This is a genomic window from Hymenobacter aquaticus, from assembly GCF_004765605.1.
In the GTDB taxonomy this organism is placed as follows: Bacteria; Bacteroidota; Bacteroidia; order Cytophagales; family Hymenobacteraceae; genus Hymenobacter; species Hymenobacter aquaticus.
The window spans coordinates 2,847,914-2,865,940 of record NZ_SRLC01000001.1 but is presented as its reverse complement, the minus strand read 5'-3'; the positions used below and the strand labels follow the sequence as shown (position 1 = coordinate 2,865,940).

11 protein-coding genes are annotated in these 18,027 nt (G+C 61.9%); 9 read left to right on the top strand and 2 right to left on the bottom strand.

Annotated features, from left to right (window positions below; translation table 11 throughout):
* The first annotated feature begins 21 nt into the window (after nt 1-21).
* The 5 genes from carA (at nt 22) to E5K00_RS11805 (ending at nt 6,214) form a co-directional block, all read left to right on the top strand.
* Nucleotides 22-1,101, top strand: a complete 1,080-nt coding sequence (gene carA, locus E5K00_RS11825) for a glutamine-hydrolyzing carbamoyl-phosphate synthase small subunit (RefSeq protein WP_135463421.1) — start codon at nt 22-24, stop codon at nt 1,099-1,101.
* An 85-nt stretch (nt 1,102-1,186) separates the two neighbouring features.
* Entirely contained in the window at nt 1,187-1,474 is a 288-nt protein-coding gene (locus E5K00_RS11820; RefSeq protein ID WP_135463420.1) for a hypothetical protein, read from the top strand.
* 12 nt (nt 1,475-1,486) lie between these two features.
* On the top strand, nt 1,487-1,777 hold the full coding sequence (locus E5K00_RS11815) for a GIY-YIG nuclease family protein (RefSeq protein WP_245328264.1): 291 nt from the start codon (nt 1,487-1,489) through the stop codon (nt 1,775-1,777).
* Between the two features lie 83 nt (nt 1,778-1,860).
* Nucleotides 1,861-5,091: a carbamoyl-phosphate synthase (glutamine-hydrolyzing) large subunit gene (gene carB, locus E5K00_RS11810; RefSeq protein ID WP_135463418.1), complete on the top strand. Its 3,231-nt coding sequence runs from the start codon at nt 1,861-1,863 to the stop codon at nt 5,089-5,091.
* Nucleotides 5,092-5,266: 175 nt separating this feature from the next.
* On the top strand, nt 5,267-6,214 hold the full coding sequence (locus tag E5K00_RS11805; RefSeq protein WP_135463417.1) for a Rossmann-fold NAD(P)-binding domain-containing protein: 948 nt from the start codon (nt 5,267-5,269) through the stop codon (nt 6,212-6,214).
* A 57-nt stretch (nt 6,215-6,271) separates the two neighbouring features.
* Here the strand turns inward: E5K00_RS11805 and E5K00_RS11800 are convergent, their stop codons facing one another.
* Complete coding sequence (locus E5K00_RS11800) at nt 6,272-7,066, bottom strand: oxygenase MpaB family protein (RefSeq protein WP_135463416.1); 795 nt, start codon at nt 7,064-7,066, stop codon at nt 6,272-6,274.
* Nucleotides 7,067-7,304: 238 nt separating this feature from the next.
* On the opposite strand from E5K00_RS11800, the gene E5K00_RS11795 reads away from it, so the two are divergent.
* On the top strand, nt 7,305-7,520 hold the full coding sequence (locus E5K00_RS11795; protein WP_135463415.1) for a hypothetical protein: 216 nt from the start codon (nt 7,305-7,307) through the stop codon (nt 7,518-7,520).
* Nucleotides 7,521-7,616: 96 nt separating this feature from the next.
* Here the strand turns inward: E5K00_RS11795 and E5K00_RS11790 are convergent, their stop codons facing one another.
* The gene (locus E5K00_RS11790) at nt 7,617-9,380 is read right to left on the bottom strand and encodes a T9SS type A sorting domain-containing protein (RefSeq protein ID WP_167856844.1); all 1,764 of its coding nucleotides are present in this window, start codon (nt 9,378-9,380) and stop codon (nt 7,617-7,619) included.
* Nucleotides 9,381-9,732: 352 nt separating this feature from the next.
* On the opposite strand from E5K00_RS11790, the gene E5K00_RS11785 reads away from it, so the two are divergent.
* The 3 genes from E5K00_RS11785 (at nt 9,733) to E5K00_RS11775 (ending at nt 17,961) form a co-directional block, all read left to right on the top strand.
* Nucleotides 9,733-12,372, top strand: coding sequence for a pectinesterase family protein (locus E5K00_RS11785; RefSeq protein WP_135463414.1), 2,640 nt, complete (start codon nt 9,733-9,735; stop codon nt 12,370-12,372).
* 90 nt (nt 12,373-12,462) lie between these two features.
* The gene (locus E5K00_RS11780) at nt 12,463-14,100 is read left to right on the top strand and encodes a glycoside hydrolase family 43 protein (RefSeq protein WP_135463413.1); all 1,638 of its coding nucleotides are present in this window, start codon (nt 12,463-12,465) and stop codon (nt 14,098-14,100) included.
* A gap of 543 nt (nt 14,101-14,643) precedes the next feature.
* Entirely contained in the window at nt 14,644-17,961 is a 3,318-nt protein-coding gene (locus E5K00_RS11775; RefSeq protein WP_135463412.1) for a SusC/RagA family TonB-linked outer membrane protein, read from the top strand.
* Nucleotides 17,962-18,027: the final 66 nt, after the last annotated feature.

The following is an 18,027-nucleotide window of genomic DNA, read 5'->3' as shown; positions in this document are numbered from 1 at the left end:
CGTCTCTACATCCTACGATAGATGTCCCAAACCGTAAAACTCGTCCTCGAAGACGGCACCGAAATCCAGGGTACTTCCTTCGGCGCCTACACCTCCTCGGCCGGGGAGGTCGTGTTCAGCACGGCCATGACCGGCTACCCCGAAAACCTCACCGACCCGTCCTTCGCCGGCCAGATTCTGGTGCTCACCTACCCGATGGTGGGCAACTACGGCGTGCCCGGCGAGGAGCTCTACGAGTCTATTTCCCGGATTTTCGAGTCCGACAAGATTCACATTGCCGGCTTGGTGGTGAACTACTACTCCGAGGAGCACAGCCACTGGAACGCCGCCAAAAGCCTCGGCGACTGGCTCCAGGAGTACAACATCCCCGGCATCTTCGGCGTCGATACCCGCATGCTGACCAAGATTCTGCGGGAGAAAGGCGCCATGCTGGGCAAAATCGTGGCCGAAGAGGACGTGCCCCTGCACGACCCCAACCAGGACAACCTCGTGGCCCAGGTGAGCCCCACCGAAGTGCAGCACTACGGCAGCGGGCAGCACAAAATCGTGCTCGTCGACTGCGGCACCAAGACCAACATCATCCGCTGCTTCCTCCAGCGCGACGTGGAACTGATCCGCGTGCCCTGGGACTACGACTTCACGAAGCTCGACTACGACGGCCTGTTCCTGAGCAACGGCCCCGGCGACCCGAAGATGTGCGAGGCCACGATTAAGCACCTGCAAACGGCGCTCAGCCAGGACAAGCCCATCTTCGGCATCTGCCTGGGCTCCCAGCTCATGGGCCTGGCTGCGGGCGGCGACACGTTCAAGCTCAAGTACGGCCACCGCAGCCACAACCAGCCCGTGCTGCTCACCGGCACCAAGCGCAGCTATATCACCAGCCAGAACCACGGCTTCGCCGTCGATACCGCCACGCTGCCCGCCGACTGGACCATGCTGTTCGAAAACCTGAACGACGGCACTTGTGAAGGCATCAAGCACCAGACCAAGCCCTTCTTCTCCACCCAGTTCCACCCCGAAGCCGCCGGCGGCCCTGAGGATACGGAGTATCTGTTCGATGACTTTCTGAAGGCGGTTGCGGAGTATAAGGCTGCTAAATAGAACGACCCGAAAAAGAACGTCATGCTGAGTTTACCGAAGCATCTCTACCGCTTCGTTGAAGCAGTAACCGTCATAAAATAACTCAATGAGGCTACAAAGAATAACTCTCTATGCTGATGGTAGCACTGGACCTGAGATAAAGTCCGGCACTGCAATACTTCTAATTCAGAATGGTGAGGTAGAAGTAGGCAAGCTCGTTTTGGAAGAAGACGAATACGGTAGCAGTTCTATCGAGCATCCTATTAATGCCGAAGACTTAAAAGTTGAAGCTCTTGACGCTGTAAGCAAAGAGCCTGAGCTATTGGCATCACAAAAAGCAATAATTGTAGTTTGCCCACAAAGCATTTTCTCTAAAATGATTTGGTCAGATTAATAAAATATTGCCGTGTACGTCTATATCCTGACCAATCAAACCCAAACCGTTTTGTACATCGGCGTCACCAATGACCTCACGCGGCGACTTTACGAGCACAGCAGTGACCGGGGTGACGCCGGAAAATTCACCGGCCGGTATCAGACGGATTTGCTGGTCTACTTTGAAATTGCTCCTGATGCAACGCAAGCCATAGAGCGGGAGAAACAGCTGAAAGGCTGGACACGCAAGAAAAAGGATGCGTTGATTACCGAATTTAATCCGACTTGGCAGGCCATTGATTTAGAAACCTGGTCTGGCTGATTACCTCTTCAACGAAGCGGTAGAGATGCTTCGACTCCGCTGCGCTTCGCTCAGCATGACGTTCTGTTTGCACACACGACATAATGAACAAACCCAATAAAGTTCTCATCCTCGGTTCCGGCGCGCTGAAAATCGGCGAGGCCGGCGAGTTCGACTACTCCGGCTCCCAGGCGCTGAAGGCGCTGAAGGAGGAAGGCATCCGCACCATCCTCATCAATCCCAACATTGCCACCGTGCAGACGTCGGACAATATTGCCGACGACGTGTACTTCCTGCCCGTGACGCCCTTCTTCGTGGAGGAAGTCATCAAGAAGGAACAGCCCGACGGTATTCTGGTGGCTTTCGGTGGCCAAACGGCGCTGAACTGCGCCGTAGCGTTGTACCGCGCCGGGGTGTTTGAGAAGTACAACGTGCAGGTGCTGGGCACGCCCGTGCAGAGCATCATCGACACCGAGGACCGGGACATTTTCAAGGACAAGCTCGACCAGATTGGCGTGCTCTCGGCCCGCAGCGTGGCCGTGACGACGATGGAAGACGCGCTGGCGGCCGGCGAGAAAATCGGCTTCCCCATCATCGTGCGGGCGGCGTTTGCGCTGGGCGGCCTGGGCAGCGGCTTCGCCAACAACATGGACGAGCTGCGGGCCCTGGCCCAGAAATCCTTCACCACGTCCGACCAGATCCTGGTGGAGGAATCCTTGAAGGGCTGGAAGGAAGTGGAGTACGAAGTGGTGCGCGACCAGTACGATAACTGCATCACGGTCTGCAACATGGAGAACTTCGACCCCATCGGCATTCACACCGGGGAGAGCATCGTGGTGGCTCCGTCGCAGACCTTGAGCAACCGCGAGTACCACAAGCTGCGCAGCATCGGCATCAAGACCATCCGCCACCTGGGCATCGTGGGCGAGTGCAACATTCAGTACGCCCTCGACCCCGTGTCGGAAGATTACCGCGTGATTGAGGTGAATGCCCGGTTGTCGCGCTCCTCGGCGCTGGCCTCCAAGGCCACGGGTTACCCGCTGGCGTTTGTGGCGGCTAAGCTCAGCCTGGGCTACTCGCTGTCGGAGCTGAAAAACAGCGTAACCCAGACGACCTCGGCCTTCTTCGAGCCGGCGCTGGACTATGTGGTGGTGAAGCTGCCGCGCTGGGACTTGGGCAAGTTCGAGGGCGTGAATCGGCAGATCGGCTCGGCCATGAAGAGCGTGGGCGAGGTCATGGCCATCGGCAAATCGTTCGAGGAAGCCATTCAGAAGGGCCTGCGCATGCTCGATACCGGCAAGCGCGGCTTCGTGGCCAACAAGCCCGAGCAGGTCGACAACGCCACCATCGACCAGCTGCTGAGCGAGCCGAACGAGGAGCGCATCTTCGCCATCAACCTGGCCTTCGAGGCCGGCTACAGCATCGAGCAGGTCCACGCGCTGACCAAAATCGACTTGTGGTTCTTGCAGCGCCTGTTCACCATCTTCCAGCTCAGCAATAAGCTGGCGGCGGGCCGCGCTACCGGCCTCAACGGCTTGGAAACGCAGCTGCTGCGCGAAGCCAAAAAAGCCGGTTTCTCGGACCAGCAGATTGCCGTGAAGCTGCTGGGCGAAGGCGACGTGAAAGCCGACGAGCTGCTGGTGCGGGCCCGCCGCAAGGCCCTGGGCGTGCTGCCGGTCATCAAGCAGATTGACACGCTGGCGGCCGAATTTCCGGCCAAAACCAACTACCTCTACAGCACCTACCACGGCACCGAAAACGACCTGGCGCCGGAAACCAGCAAGTCCATCGTGGTGCTGGGCTCGGGCGTGTACCGCATCGGCTCGTCGGTGGAGTTCGACTGGTGCGGCGTGAATGCCGTGCAAACCGCCGCCGCCGAGGGCTACAAAACCATCATCATCAACTACAACCCCGAAACCGTGTCGACCGACTACGACGTGTCGGACCGGCTGTACTTCGAGGAGCTGAGCTTCGAGCGGGTGATGGATATTCTGGACTTCGAGCAGCCCCAGGGCGTGATTCTGAGCACCGGCGGGCAGATTCCCAACAACCTGGCCACCCGCCTGGAAGAAGCCCAGGCCCCGATTCTGGGCACCACGGCGGCCATGATTGACCAGGCCGAAAACCGCCACAAGTTCAGCAGCATCATGGACGAACTGGGCATTGCCCAGCCGCGCTGGAAAGAGCTGACTTCCCTGGAAGCCATGCACCAGTTCGTGCAGGAAGTGGGCTTCCCAGTGCTGATTCGGCCCTCGTACGTGCTGTCGGGCGCGGCCATGAACGTGGTGTCGAACACCTTCGAGCTGGACAGCTTTCTGCAGACGGCCAAGGAAGTCAGCGCGGAGTATCCGGTGGTGGTGTCCGAGTTTATTCAGGACGCCAAGGAAGTGGAACTCGACGCGGTGGCCGACAAGGGCGAAATCGTCTCGTACGCCATTTCCGAGCACGTCGAGTTTGCCGGCGTACACTCCGGCGACGCCACCATGTACTACCCGCCCCAAAAGCTCTACGTGGGCACCGTGCGCAAGCTCAAAATCATTGCCGAGAAGATTGCCAAACGGTACGAAATCAGTGGGCCGTTCAACATCCAGTTCCTGGAAAAGGACGGCGAAATCCGGGTGATTGAGTGCAACATTCGCGCCTCGCGCAGCTTCCCCTTCGTGTCGAAAGTCTCGGGCCGCAACCTGATTCAGAAGGCCACGCAGGTGCTGCTGGGCCTGAAAGTGGAGCGCGACGAGAGTGAGCGGGTCTACGATTTGCCTTTCGTGGGCGTCAAGGCCCCGCAGTTCTCCTTCACCCGCCTGCCCGGCGCCGACCCGGTGATGCGCGTCGACATGGTGAGCACCGGCGAGGTGGGCTGCCTCGGCGACACGGCCGAGGAGGCCCTGCTGAAGTCGATGCTGAGCGTGGGCTACAAGATTCCCCAGAAAACGGTGCTGATTTCCGGCGGCCCCATCAAGTCGAAAGTAGCGTTGCTCTCGGCCGTAGAGCTGCTGGTGCGCAAGGGCTACCAGATCTACGCCACCCAGGGTACGCACCGCTTCTTCGCCGAAAACAGCATCCCGAGCAGCCTGCTCTTCTGGCCCGACGAGCTGCAGGAGCCCAACGTGCTGACCTACCTCAAGGAAAAGAAAATCGACCTGGTCATCAACATTCCCAAGAACCTCTCGAAGGGTGAGCTGGACAACGACTACAAAATCCGCCGCACCGCCGTGGATTTCGGCGTCCCGCTGCTGACCAACGCGCGCTTGGCCAAGGCATTTATCCAGGCCTTCTGCACCCTGGAGCTGAAGGATCTGAAGATCAAGAGCTGGAACGAGTATAAGGCGATGTAAGCGTCGGAGCGCCAAAACGAGAAATCTAGAACGTCATGCTGAGCGCAGCAAAGCGGAGCCGAAGCATCTCTACCGCAGCGGTAAACCAACGGCATTGCAACGAAGCGGTAGAGATGCTTCGGCTGCGCTCAGCATGACGTTCTAACACACTTCTCCGACATCCCACCCCACACCCATGAAAAACTTCACCTCCTTCGCCGATGCCGGCGACTACCAGGCCCTGCTCAACAAAGCCCTCGAAATCAAGGCTGACCCCTTCGGCTACCAGCACGTGGGCAAGAACAAAACCGTCGGGCTCATCTTCTTCAATCCCAGCCTGCGCACCCGGCTCAGCTCCATCAAGGCGGCGTATAACCTGGGCGCGCAAGCCTGGGTGCTCAACGCCGGCGCCGACTCCTGGACCCTGGAAATGGCCGACGGCGCGGTGATGAACGGCGGCACCCAGGAGCACATCAAGGAGGCCATTGCCGTGATGAGCCAGTACTGCGACGTGCTGGGCGTGCGCACCTTCCCCACGCTCAAAGACCGGGAAGCTGACTACAGCGAGGAAGTGTTCAAGAAGATCATGCAGTACGCTACGGTGCCGGTTATCAGCCTGGAAAGCGCCACGCTGCACCCGTTGCAGTCGTTTGCCGACCTGATTACGGTGGCCGAAACCAAGCGGAAAGAGCGGGTGAAAGTGGTGCTGACCTGGGCCCCGCACGTGCGCGCCCTGCCCCAGTGCGTGCCCAACTCGTTCTGCGACTGGTTTTCGGAAGTCGACTGGGTGGACTTTGTCATCACCCACCCTGAAGGCTACGAGCTGGACTCCAAGTTTACCAAAGGGGCCCGCATCGAGTACGACCAGAAGAAAGCTCTGGAAGGCGCCGACTACGTGCAGGCCAAGAACTGGAGCAGCTACCAGGACTACGGCCAGGTCATCAGCAACGACCCCGCGTGGATGCTCACGCCCGAGCACCTGGTCGGCACCCACGACGCGAAATTCCTGCACTGCCTGCCCGTGCGCCGCAACGTGGAAGTATCCGACGCCATTCTCGACTCGCCCAACTCCCTGGTGATTCAGGAAGCCGGCAACCGGGTTTTCTCCATGCAAACCGTGCTGCACGAGCTGCTGAGCCGCTAAAAGGCCGCGCAGCCCAAGCAAAAAGGCCGCTCCGGTAAGGAGCGGCCTTTTCGCGGTTTACGGGGCTACCGAAAGGGTAGGCGGCACTACGTCCAGGCGCCGAATCTTCTCTTTGTAGTCGGCGGGCAGCAGGCTGGTGCGGGCCCACTGGCTGATGGGTAAGTGCTGGGCGTAGCGGTACACGAGCAGCACCGGCCGCAGCCAGGGCAGGCGGCCCAGGCCCAGCCGCCGCCGCACCGGCCGCGGCACCACGACCCGCTGGGCTTGCAGCAGCAAGCGGTAGCGAATCGGGCCCAAGTGGCGGGCGTACTGCTGGTAAAGGTCGGCGGTGAAGGGGCTGTAGTCGAGGTGGTCGGCCAGGTGCTGCTCCCGCGCTGGGAGCCACTGGGCGTAAGACGCGGGCAGCCCCGGAATGCCCATGCGCTGGCCCACGCGGCTAAAAACGTCGAAGGCTTCTTCCCGTTCGGCCAGGCTCAGGGGGCGCTCCAGGGCTTCGAAAGCCCGGATGGAGTAGTCGACGAGCATGAAGAGCACGTCGCGGTAGGCCCAGTCCGGAATGGCCATGCCGCGCTGGGCTTCCACGGCCGCGTGAATGGCCGTGATGGTGTCGATGGCCCGCTCGGCGGCGGCCCGCTCGGCAAAGACGATCTGCCGGGCGTACTCCACCGTCGAAAACAGGCGGGCCAGCGGGTCGGCGGGCAGGCGGCCGGTGAAGTACAGCCAGTCGACGGCCTTATTCAGGGCAAACTCGGCGGCGGCTCCCGCGAAAATGAACAGGACCGTATCGGCCTTGCCCCAGATGGTGCGCACCACTGAATCGGGGGCCACAAAGTACTCCGGGCGTTGGGACATGACGACGAAAACAATAAGCTGCTGAACACCTGGCGCCGCAAGGAAATTTCCGGACCGGCTGTTGGGTGTTCAAATATACAAAGAACTTTGTAATGCAAAGTTTGGTGTCTGGCTTTGTCCGCCGATGGCTGGCAGGGTGACGTTAACTTGTTGAGGATATGATTACTAGAAGGGGATTGGCGCTTGAAATTGGCCAGCAAATGCGGTATATTCACTATCCACCTTTATTCCTGTCGTCATGGAAAATCAGGCTGAAAAACGGGCCCGCACATTGGTTGAGCAGTGGCTGCTGGCCCACCCCGACCGAATCCAGAACCGGCGCCGCAAACCCGAGGACTTGCTCAACTGGAAGCTGGCTGCCATCCGCTCCGTCCGCAACGGCAACCCCTACGACGTGGAGGACACGCTCCGCTGGCTGGCCACCCAGGCCGAAGGCGCGGCCATGGAAGACTAGCCTTGCCCAGCAACGCCGCTACGTACCTTGTGCTAACATGCCAAAAGCCCGTCGAATGCGCTTCGACGGGCTTTTTTAGTTGGGGTGAAACCCGGTTTACTGCTTCACAAACTTGGTCGTTAGCTGCGTTTGGGCATCCTGGTAGCGCACCAGGTAGATGCCCGCCGTCAGCTGGCCCGCGGCCAGCGCCGTTTGCTGCGAGCCGGCCGTCACTACAACCTGTGCTACCTGCCGGCCCTTCACGTCGAAAATGCTGACCACGGCGGTTTTGCCGGCCACGGGGTGCGTCAGGGTAAGCTGCTCGCCGGCGGGGTTGGGATACACGCTCAGGCCCACCTGCACGCCTTTCTCGTCCTCGGTGCTCATCACCACGCTGGCAATGCCGTTGAGGTAATTTTCCAGCATGGTGTAGCCGTTGGCGCCGCGCAGGTTGCGGTCGGCCGCGTCGTTCGGGTTCAGGCCGTTGGCCAGCTCGAAAGCGTCGGTCATGCCGTCGTGGTCGGTGTCGGCGGGGGCGGGGCCGCAGGTTAGCGTGGGCCAGGCATTCTGCGAAATGCTGTAAGCCGTGCCGTGGGCGTAGCCGCCCTGCACGTCGATGAGGCGGCCTTTGCGCTCCTTCACGTTGCGGATAATGCGCTGGTCGAGCGTGTCGCGGGCGGGCAGCACGGCGCCCACATTCGCCAGGACGGCCTCGTACGCCTGTTGTGCCGACTGCGTGGGCATGGGCAGAATAGTGAAGGGCTCGGTTACCTTCGACTGGGCCGTATCGGTGCGTGCGCCGCTGGCCATGACCACGCCCAGCCAGTTGCGGCTGGTGACGGCGGGGTAGCCATCCACGTAGTTGCCCGCCATGTACACTTTGGGGTAGGGCAGCACCGGCGCGGTGGTTTGCTTGCTGGGGTTCATAATCATGGACCGCACCGGTACGCCGCCCGACGAGCCCGTATTGGTGCTGGGACCGTACTTGTAGTAGTTGTTGACGACGTTGTAGTTGCCGCCCTCGCCGCCGTTGGTACTGTAGCTGGCCCAGTTGTAGATGACGTTGTTGCGGAAGTCGCTGTTTTCCTGGCCGGCGGTGTAGGGCGGCAGGTTGCGGCTACCCTCGAAGCGCGGGTTGCGGCCCCGGCAGTGGGCAAACAGGTTGTGGTGAAACGAGGCATTGCGCCCGCCCCAGATGCCGCCGTAGCCGTGGCGCTCAAAGTCGGTGTCGCCGGTTTCGAAGTGGTAGGAGTAGTCGAGCGGCTCGCTCATCAGATTCCACTGCAGGGTGGTGCTGTCGCCGCGGTACACGCTCAGGGCCTCATCGGTGCTCCAGCTCATGGTGCAGTGGTCGATGATGATGTTTTTGCGGCCCGTGCCCCCAAACGCGTCGTCGGCCCCGGCCCCGTTTACCATGCCCTTGTTCTGGAACCGGTCGCCCATGCGGAAGCGCATAAAGCGCACGATGACGTTGTCGGCCCCGATGGTCACGGGGTAGTCGGCCAGACAGATTCCCTCGCCGGGCGCGGTCTGACCGGCAACGGTCGTGTTGGCCTTATTGAAGCTCAGAGCGGCGGTCAGGTGAATCGTGCCGCACACCCGGAACACGATGGTCCGGTGCGTGGCCACCTGGTTGACGGCGTAGCGCAGCGTGCCGGGCGTGTTGGTGTCGGCCAGCGAGGTTACTTCAAACACGGTGGTGGGCACGCTCAGCGTCCCGCGGCCGCCCTTGGTAAACTTGCCGGCCCCTTCCGCGCCCGGAAAGGCAACCAGCTGAGCCTGGGCCGCGGGGGCGGCCGCCAGCAAAGCCAGGGTCAGGGCCGCGCCCAGGCGGCGCGTGGTAGCAGCAGTCAGCCGGCGGGAGGTAAAATTCAGATGCATAGGGCCTGCGTTGAGTGGGGTAGGGAGCAGCGTTGCCGAAGCCCGCCGTTGGCGGTTTGCCGGCAATCAGGAGTTGATATTACTCAATCGGGCAGCCGCAACGAAGGTGGGAGCGGGACTTTATTCGCGCAATCGTTACCGGGAACGTTGCCAACCACCCAGCGAAAACCAGCCGGCGGTAGATGGGTGCTCACCGCCGCCGGGCGGGAGTCGCTGCCGCCGGCGGAGCGCCGCCGCTGACCGGCAACGTTCCCGGTAACGATTGCGCGAATAAAGGCGCCCCGCGGGTCTGATTCTGCCCCGTAATCCGCTTACTATTAAGCTCTGGTACTTCCCCCCAACCTGTTTTACTATGACTTCAACCCCTACGCATTCCGGGCTGCCCGCAGTAGCCGCCCGCTATTGGCTGGCGCTGTGCGTGCTGCTGGCTGCCCTTCTGTTGAGCCGCGCCGCCCAGGCCCAGACCTACGACGCGGTAGTGGCCTGGGACGGCACCGGCACCTTCAAAACGGTGCAGGCCGCCATCGACGCGGCCCCGACCGGCCGCACGGCTACCTATACCATCTACGTGAAAAACGGCCGGTACAAGGAGAAAATCACCGTGCCCTCGAACAAGCCGTTTTTGCAGCTGATCGGCCAGAGCGTGGCCAACACCGTGCTGACCTACGACGACTACTCGGGTAAGCCCATGCCCGGCGGCGGCACCTACGGCACGTCCACGTCGGCGTCCGTGACCATCAACGCCCCCGACTTTTCGGCCCTGAACATCACCTTCGAAAACACCACCGGCGACGCGCCCCAGGCCCTGGCCATCAACGTGAATGCCGACCGCGCCGTGTTCAAGAACTGCCGCTTTCTGGGCGGGCAGGATACGGTGCTGGCCAACGGCAACGGCCTGCGCCAGTACTTCCGCGACTGTTACATCGACGGCACCGTGGACTTTATCTTCGGCAGCTCGCGCGCCGTGTTTGAGCGGTGCGTCGTGTACGCCAAAACCCGACAGGACGGCCTGAGCGGCAGCTACATCACGGCCGCCAACACCCAGCCCGGCCAGGCCTACGGCTACGTGTTCCGCAACTGCACCATCCCGGCCAACCGCGGCACGACCAGCTACGTGCTGGGCCGCCCCTGGCAGAACTCGACCGGCAGCACGCCGCTGGCCGAAAACAAGGTGGTGTGGCTGAAAACCACCATGGCCACCGGCATCATCAAGCCCGAGGGCTGGAGCACCTGGGACGCCGGCACCAACACGGCCCTGATTACCTACGCCGAGTACCAGAGCCGCAAGTTCGACGGCCGCCCCATCAACGTGAGCCAGCGCGTGAGCTGGTCGAAGCAGTACACGGCCGCCGACACGGCCCAGTACACCGTCGCCAACCTGTTTGGCACCTGGAACCCCTGCGCAGTAGCCTCGAGCGTGTGCACCAGCTTCACCCCCGACATTGCCGTAACCAACCTGCGCGGCACCAAGGGCACCACCACCGCCACCTTCACCTGGAACCTGGCCTGGGCCGTGAATCAGACCAAGTTTGAGGTGTTCCGCGCCACCACCCGCAAGGGCACGTACGCGAAAATCGGCACCGACATCGTGGTGCCGAACGATACGACCTACAACTTCCAGACTGCCGACGCGCTGCCCGCCGCCGGCGCCGCTTACTTCTACTACATCCGGGCTTCGAAAACCGGCCTGGCCACGCAAATCACCGACACGGTGGAAATTTCGCGCGTGCCCACCGTCACGACCACCGGCAGCCTGGGTCCGTTTGCCCAGTACGCCGGCGGCCCCTCGGCGGCCCGCACCTACCAGCTCTCGGCCGTGAACCTGACCAGCAACCTGACCGTGACGCCCCCGGCCGGCTTCGAAGTGTCGCCCAACAACGGCACTACCTGGTTTACCGCCACCACGCCGCTGGTGCTGGTGCCCGTCGACAACGTTATTGCCAACATGGCCATCAGCGTGCGGCTGAACGGTACTGCTACCGGCAGCTACTCGGGCAACATCGTGCACAGCAGCCCCGGCGCAGGCTCGGTATCGGTGCCCGTGAGCGGCACGAAAGTAACTACCAACGCGCCCGTGTCGCAGCGCCTGCAGATGTGGTCGTTGCGGGTCAGCGCCCAGGACAGCGCCGCCGTTCGGTCGCCGTGGGTGGCGGCCAGCACGCCCACGCTGCGCAACCTCTACGCGTCGAACGGTACTACCGTGACCGGCATTACGGCCTACTCGTCGCGCTACGGCCAAGCCTTCGGGGCCACGGCCAACGGCGACGGTTCGTGGGGCACGGCCGTGGGTGGCCCGGGCGGCAACCTGAACCGCCGCTTCTACGAGCAGTTCACCATCCGGGCCCAAGGCGTCGCCGTCCGCATCGATTCGCTGCTGCTGTGGTCGGCGTTCTACAACACCAACAGCAACACCAAGCTGGCCGTGGTGTATTCCAAAACCGGCTTTACCACCAATGACTCCACCGACGTGTCGGGTGGTATTGGTCCGGCCGGCGCTTTGAACAGCACCGCTAATGGCGGCTTCGCCACGCCCATCGTGCTCAACAACCAGAACACGGGCACCAACCAGAACTTCCGCCTGGCCTTGGCTGGTGCCAGCGACGTGCGCCTCGAAAGTGGGCAAACCCTGACCGTGCGCCTGTACTGGAGCTGCGGCAGCGGCAGCGCGGGCCGCTACGGCCTGCTGCGCGACGTGCAGATGAAAGGGGAGCCCCTCATCGTTACGGGCACGCACGCGGCGGCGGCCCTGGCCGCCGGGCTGGCCGTGTACCCCAACCCGGCCCAGCAGCAGCTGACGTTGACTCACCCCAAAGCCGGTGCCGATGCCAGCGTCACGGTGTACTCGTTCGACGGCCGCAAGGTGGCTACGTTCAGCCCCAAGCCCGGCGTGGAGCAGACCCCGCTCAAGCTCGACGGGCTGGCCAAGGGCACCTACCTGCTGCGCTACAGCAGCGGCAAGGAAAGCCTGACGACCAAGTTTATACGAAACTAACCAGCCCCCAGAAACGGCCCCGGAAGAGACTCCGGGGCCGTTTTGCGTTTTAGTAGAACCTGTTTCCTTTCCGTTGAAAATCAGTTTTGAATGGTAAAATCCATCCGAGTCCTGCTGCTGGCGGCCCTGGCCGTTCTGTCCTGGCTACCCCGTTTCGCGGCGGCCCAGTCCTCGTCCTTGTCGAAAGTATGGGTGCCCGACCTGGGCAACGGCTCCTACAAAAACCCGGTGCTCTACGCCGATTATTCCGACCCCGACGTGGTGCGCGTGGGCAACGACTACTACCTGACTTCGTCGAGCTTCAACGCCGTACCCGGCCTGCAGATTCTGCACTCCACCGACCTGGTTAACTGGACGATCATCGGGGCGGTATTCACCCAGCAGCCGCCCCAGGCCCGCTACGATGTGCCCCAGCACGGCAACGGGGTGTGGGCGCCTTCCATCCGCTACCACAAGAAGGAGTTCTACATCTACTACCCCGACCCCGACCTGGGTATCTTCGTGACCAAGGCCAAAAACCCGGCCGGGCCGTGGTCGGCGCCGGTGTGCGTGAAGGAAGTCAAGGGCTGGATTGACCCCTGCCCGTTGTGGGACGAAGACGGGCAGGCCTACCTCACGCACGGCTTCGCGGGCAGCCGGGCCGGCTTCAAGAGCGTGCTGGCCGTGAGCCGCATGAGTCCCGACGGCCTGCATCTGCTCGGCGACGACCGGCTGGTGTTCGACGGCCACGAGCAGCACCCGACCATCGAGGGCCCCAAATTCTACAAGCGCAAGGGCTACTACTACATCATGGCGCCGGGCGGGGGCGTGGCCACCGGCTGGCAGGTGGTGCTGCGCGCCAAAAACGTGTTTGGCCCCTACGAAGACCGGATTGTGCTGGATCAGGGCAAAACGCCCGTCAACGGTCCGCACCAAGGCGCCTGGATCGACACGCCCACGGGCGAGGACTGGTTTATGCATTTCCAGGATCAGGGGCCCTACGGCCGCGTGGTGCATTTGCAGCCCATGACCTGGAAAAACGACTGGCCGGTAATCGGCAACGACCCCGACGGTGACGGCAAGGGTGAGCCGGTACTCACCTTCCGCAAGCCCGCCACCAAAGGCAAGCCCGCCGCGCTGGCCACCCCCGCTACTTCCGACGAGTTCGACGGCCGGGAGCTGGGCCTGCAGTGGCAGTGGCATGCCAATCCGCAGGTGGGCTGGTCGTTTCTGACCGGCACCGGGGCGCTGCGCCTCTATTCGGTGCCGGTGCCCCCCGACTACAAGAGTCTCTGGCAGGTGCCCAACTTGCTGCTGCAAAAGCTGCCGGCCGAGGTGTTTACCGCCACCACCAAGCTCACGTTCACGCCCCGCTTCGAGGGCGAGAAAACCGGCCTGGTGATGATGGGCCTAGATTACGCTTGCCTTTCGGTGACGAACGAGGGCGGTAAGCTGCAACTGCGCCAGGCTACCTGCCAGAACGCCGACAAGGGCACTGCCGAAACTGCGGGGCCGGTGGTGGCCGAAGTGCCCGCCCGGCAGCCCGTGTACTTGCGCGTCGCCGTGGCGGCGGGGGCCAAGTGCCAGTTCAGCTACAGCCTCGACGGGCAACGCTATACGCCCGTGGGGCCGGTGTTTCAGGCGCGGGAAGGCAAGTGGATAGGGGCGAAGGTGGGGCTGTTTTGCACCCGGGCCAGCAAAACCAACGACGCCGGTGCCGCCGATTTCGACTGGTTCCGGATTGAGTAAGGCCGGGTGATTTCCACGGAAAAAGCCTGTCGGGTGCCCGGCGGGCTTTTTTTGCGTCCATGCCCGCTCGGATTGTAGGCGCTGCCTGCCGCCGCCGGAACCCGGACCGTGATTTTGCCTGACTCGCCCACCACTTATAACAGGGGGTGAGTGTATGCTGAATGAAATAAGAAAAGTTATATTTATGAAATATGGCTACTTAATTCATCTGAAAAACAGATTGTTTAATAAATATGACTATTTAATCATAAATACTGCGTAAAACATAGTGAAACCGGGAAGCGGCAACGTTGCCGGGAACGTTTGCACAAATAAAAACCCGCTATTGCTTCGCTATTGGCGGGGGTTAGTGTAAACTTATAGAACCGATGAATCGGCTAACAGTACAAATTTGGCCGCGCCAACGGGTGAGAGTACAAAAAAACGATTCCCGTCTGTTCCGGCAGCCTGGCTGCCACCCCGGTAAGTCCCTCCACACCCGGCGGTAAAGCAGAAGCGGCCAGTCTTTTCGCAGTCATTTTTCAATTCCCACACACCATTCCAATGAGAAAGTACATACTGTTTGTCTGGCTCCTGCTCAGCGTGGCCCTGCACGCGGTGGCCCAGCAGCGCAGCATTCAGGGCGTCGTTCGATCTACTGAAAAAGACGAGCCCCTGCCCGGCGTAACAGTCGTGGTGAAGGGAACCACCACCGGCGCCTCCACCGACATGGATGGCAAGTTCAGCATCGCGCTGCCCGCCAACGCCGGCGACGTGGTGCTGCGCCTGAGCTACATCGGCTTTCTCTCGAAGGACGTGCCGGTTAGCGGCAGCCAGAGCAACGTCAGCATCCAGCTCAGCCCCGATACCAAGGTAATGGAGGACGTCGTCGTGATTGGCTACGCCGAGGTGCCCCGCAAGGACGTAACCGGCTCGGTGGCCTCGGTGGGCGCCAAGCAAATCAAGGACGTGCCGGTAAACTCGGCCGCGGAGGCCCTGACCGGCCGTCTGGCCGGCGTGCAGGTTACTTCCTCGGAAGGCCAGCCCGGCTCCGACATCCGCATCCGGGTGCGGGGCGGCGGCTCGATTACCCAGGACAACTCGCCGCTCTACATCGTGGACGGCGTGCAGCTGGAAAACGCCCTGTCGGTGCTTTCACCCCAGGATATTGCCTCGGTTGACGTGCTGAAAGACGCTTCGGCCACGGCTATCTACGGGGCCCGCGGCGCCAACGGCGTGGTTATTATTACGACCAAAGGTGGCCGGGAAGGCAAGCTGAGCGTGACCTACAACGGCTTTGCCGGCGTGCGACGCATTGCCAAGACGCTCGACGTGATGAAGCCCAACGAGTACGTGGATTACGTGTACGAAAAGGCCGCCCTGGCCGGCAGCGCCGGTTTGAGCACCATCAAAAGCCGCTTCGGCTCGACCAATTTCCGCGACACGCGCGACTACTCCCAGCCCGTGGGCAAGGATGCCAACGGCAACGACATCTTCGGCTACGACACGCTGGGCCGGGCCCGCAGCGCCGAGTTCATCGACTGGCAGGACAAAGTATTCGGCCGCGACGCTTTCCAGCAGACCCACAACGTAACGCTGTCGGGTGGCGGCAAAGGCTCGACCTTCTCGCTGAGCTTGACCCGCAACCAGGAAGACGGCATCCAGATTGAGTCGGGCTTTACCCGCAACCTGATCAACTTCCGCTTCGACCACAAAGCCAACGACAAGTTCAAGTTTGGCCTCAGCACCCGCTTCAACGACCAGACCGTGCAGGGCTCGGGCACTTCGAACCAAGGCACGGGCTCCACGACCAACACCCGGCTGCGCAACACCATCGTGTATCAGCCCCTGGCCCTGGTGCGCCCCGGCGCCATCGACCCCAACGAAAACCTGGAAGACGACGAGTTTTTCCGCACCTCGGGCTCGTTGTCGAACCCGGTGCTGACGATTCAGAACGAGTACCGCGCCGACAAGCGCCGCCTGTTCAACCTGGGGGGCAACGCGCAGTACAACTTCACCAAGGCCCTGGCCTTCCGTACCACCCTTGGTTTCGACAACACCAACACCCGCGTCGAAACCTTCAACGGGCAGTTTTCGCCCGTTATCAAAGGCGCCAACTTCTCGGGCCTGCCGTTTCTGGGCATTGGCACCGGCTCCCAGATTACGTTCAACAACTCGAACGTGCTGAGCTACAACTTCAACAAGGGCAAGCACTCGTTTGACGCCCTGGCCGGCCACGAAATCTACCTGCAGGAGTTTAACACCCAGAACGTGGTGAGCTACTACCTGCCGCTGACCATCGGCTACGAAAAGGCCTTCAACAACATCAACCAGCGCGACCCCAACGCCCCCGCGACGCCCCAGCCGGCCCCGACCACCGACCAGCCCATTAAGTCGCGGCTGCTCTCGGGCTTTGGCCGCGTAAACTACTCCTTCGACGACAAGTACCTGCTGACGGCCACGTTCCGCGCCGACGGCTCGTCGAAGTTCGCGCCCGGCATCAACAGCCGCTGGGGCTTCTTCCCGGCTGCTTCGGCCGCCTGGCGCATTTCGCAGGAAGAGTTCATGAAGCCCTTCACCAACACGGTTTCCGATCTGAAGCTGCGCTTGAGCTACGGCCTGGCCGGCAACAACCGGATTCAGGATAACCTGTACCGCGCCGCTTTCCGCACCACGGGCCAGTATGCCCTGGGCGAAACCCTGGTGCCCGGCGCCGTGGTGAACTCCTTGTTCAACGAAAATCTGAAGTGGGAAACCACCGTGTCGCGCAACCTGGGCCTGGACATCAGCCTGTTCAGCAACCGCGTGCAGCTGACCATTGACGCCTACTCGAACCGCACCCGCGACCTGCTCCTGAACCTGGCCATCGCGCCGACTTCGGGCTATACCTCGCAGCTGGTGAACATCGGCGCTACCTCCAACCGGGGGCTGGAGCTGCAGGCAACCGGTACCGTGTTCCAGACCCCGGACTTCTCCTGGACGGCTAACGCCAACGTGGCGCTGAACCGCAACCGGGTGGAAGACCTCGGCCCGAACCCCTTCCCGCTGCAATACTCGGGCTGGGCCAGCACGGCCATCACCGCCGACTACTACGTGGCCGTGGGCCAGCCCGTGGGCCTGATGTACGGCTACGTCACCGACGGCTTCTACACCGCCGACGACTTCGAAGGCTACAGCAACGGCAAGTGGAACCTGAAGCCCGGCGTCGTTTCGGACCGGGGCGTAGTAGGCTACAGCGGTGCCAACGAGGAAGTAATTCCGGGTACGCTCAAGCTGAAGGACGTGAACGGCGACGGCACGGTAAACGAGGCTGACCGCACGGTGATTGGCAACGCCAACCCCAAATTCTCGGGGGGCTTAAACCAGCAGTTTACCTACAAAGGTTTCGACGCCAGCATCTTCCTGAACTTCGTGTACGGCAACGACGTCTACAACGCCAACAAGATTGAGCTGACCTCGAACCTGGCCAACTCCTACCTGAGCAACGGCCTGGCCATCATGAACGACCGGTACCGCACCATCGACGAAAACGGCGCCGTGATTACCGACCTGGAAACCTCGCGCCGCCTCAACCAGAACGCCAAGATCTGGACCCCGACCCGCCAGCTGTTTCCCCACTCGTGGGCCATTGAAGACGGCTCGTTCCTGCGCGTGAACAACGTGACCCTCGGCTACACGCTGCCCAAGACGATTTCGGCGTACGCCAAGCTGACCCAGGTGCGCTTCTACGTGACGGGTAACAACCTCTACACCTTCACCAAGTACACCGGCTTCGACCCCGAGGTAAACACCCGCCGTGGTACGCCTCTGACGCCCGGCGTCGACTACGCGGCCTACCCCCGCAGCCGCGCCCTGCTGTTCGGGGTCAACCTCTCCCTCTAATTGTTGCAACGGATTCCCACGATGAAACGCATCCTTCGTCCTACCATAGCCGCTTTTGGCATCGTC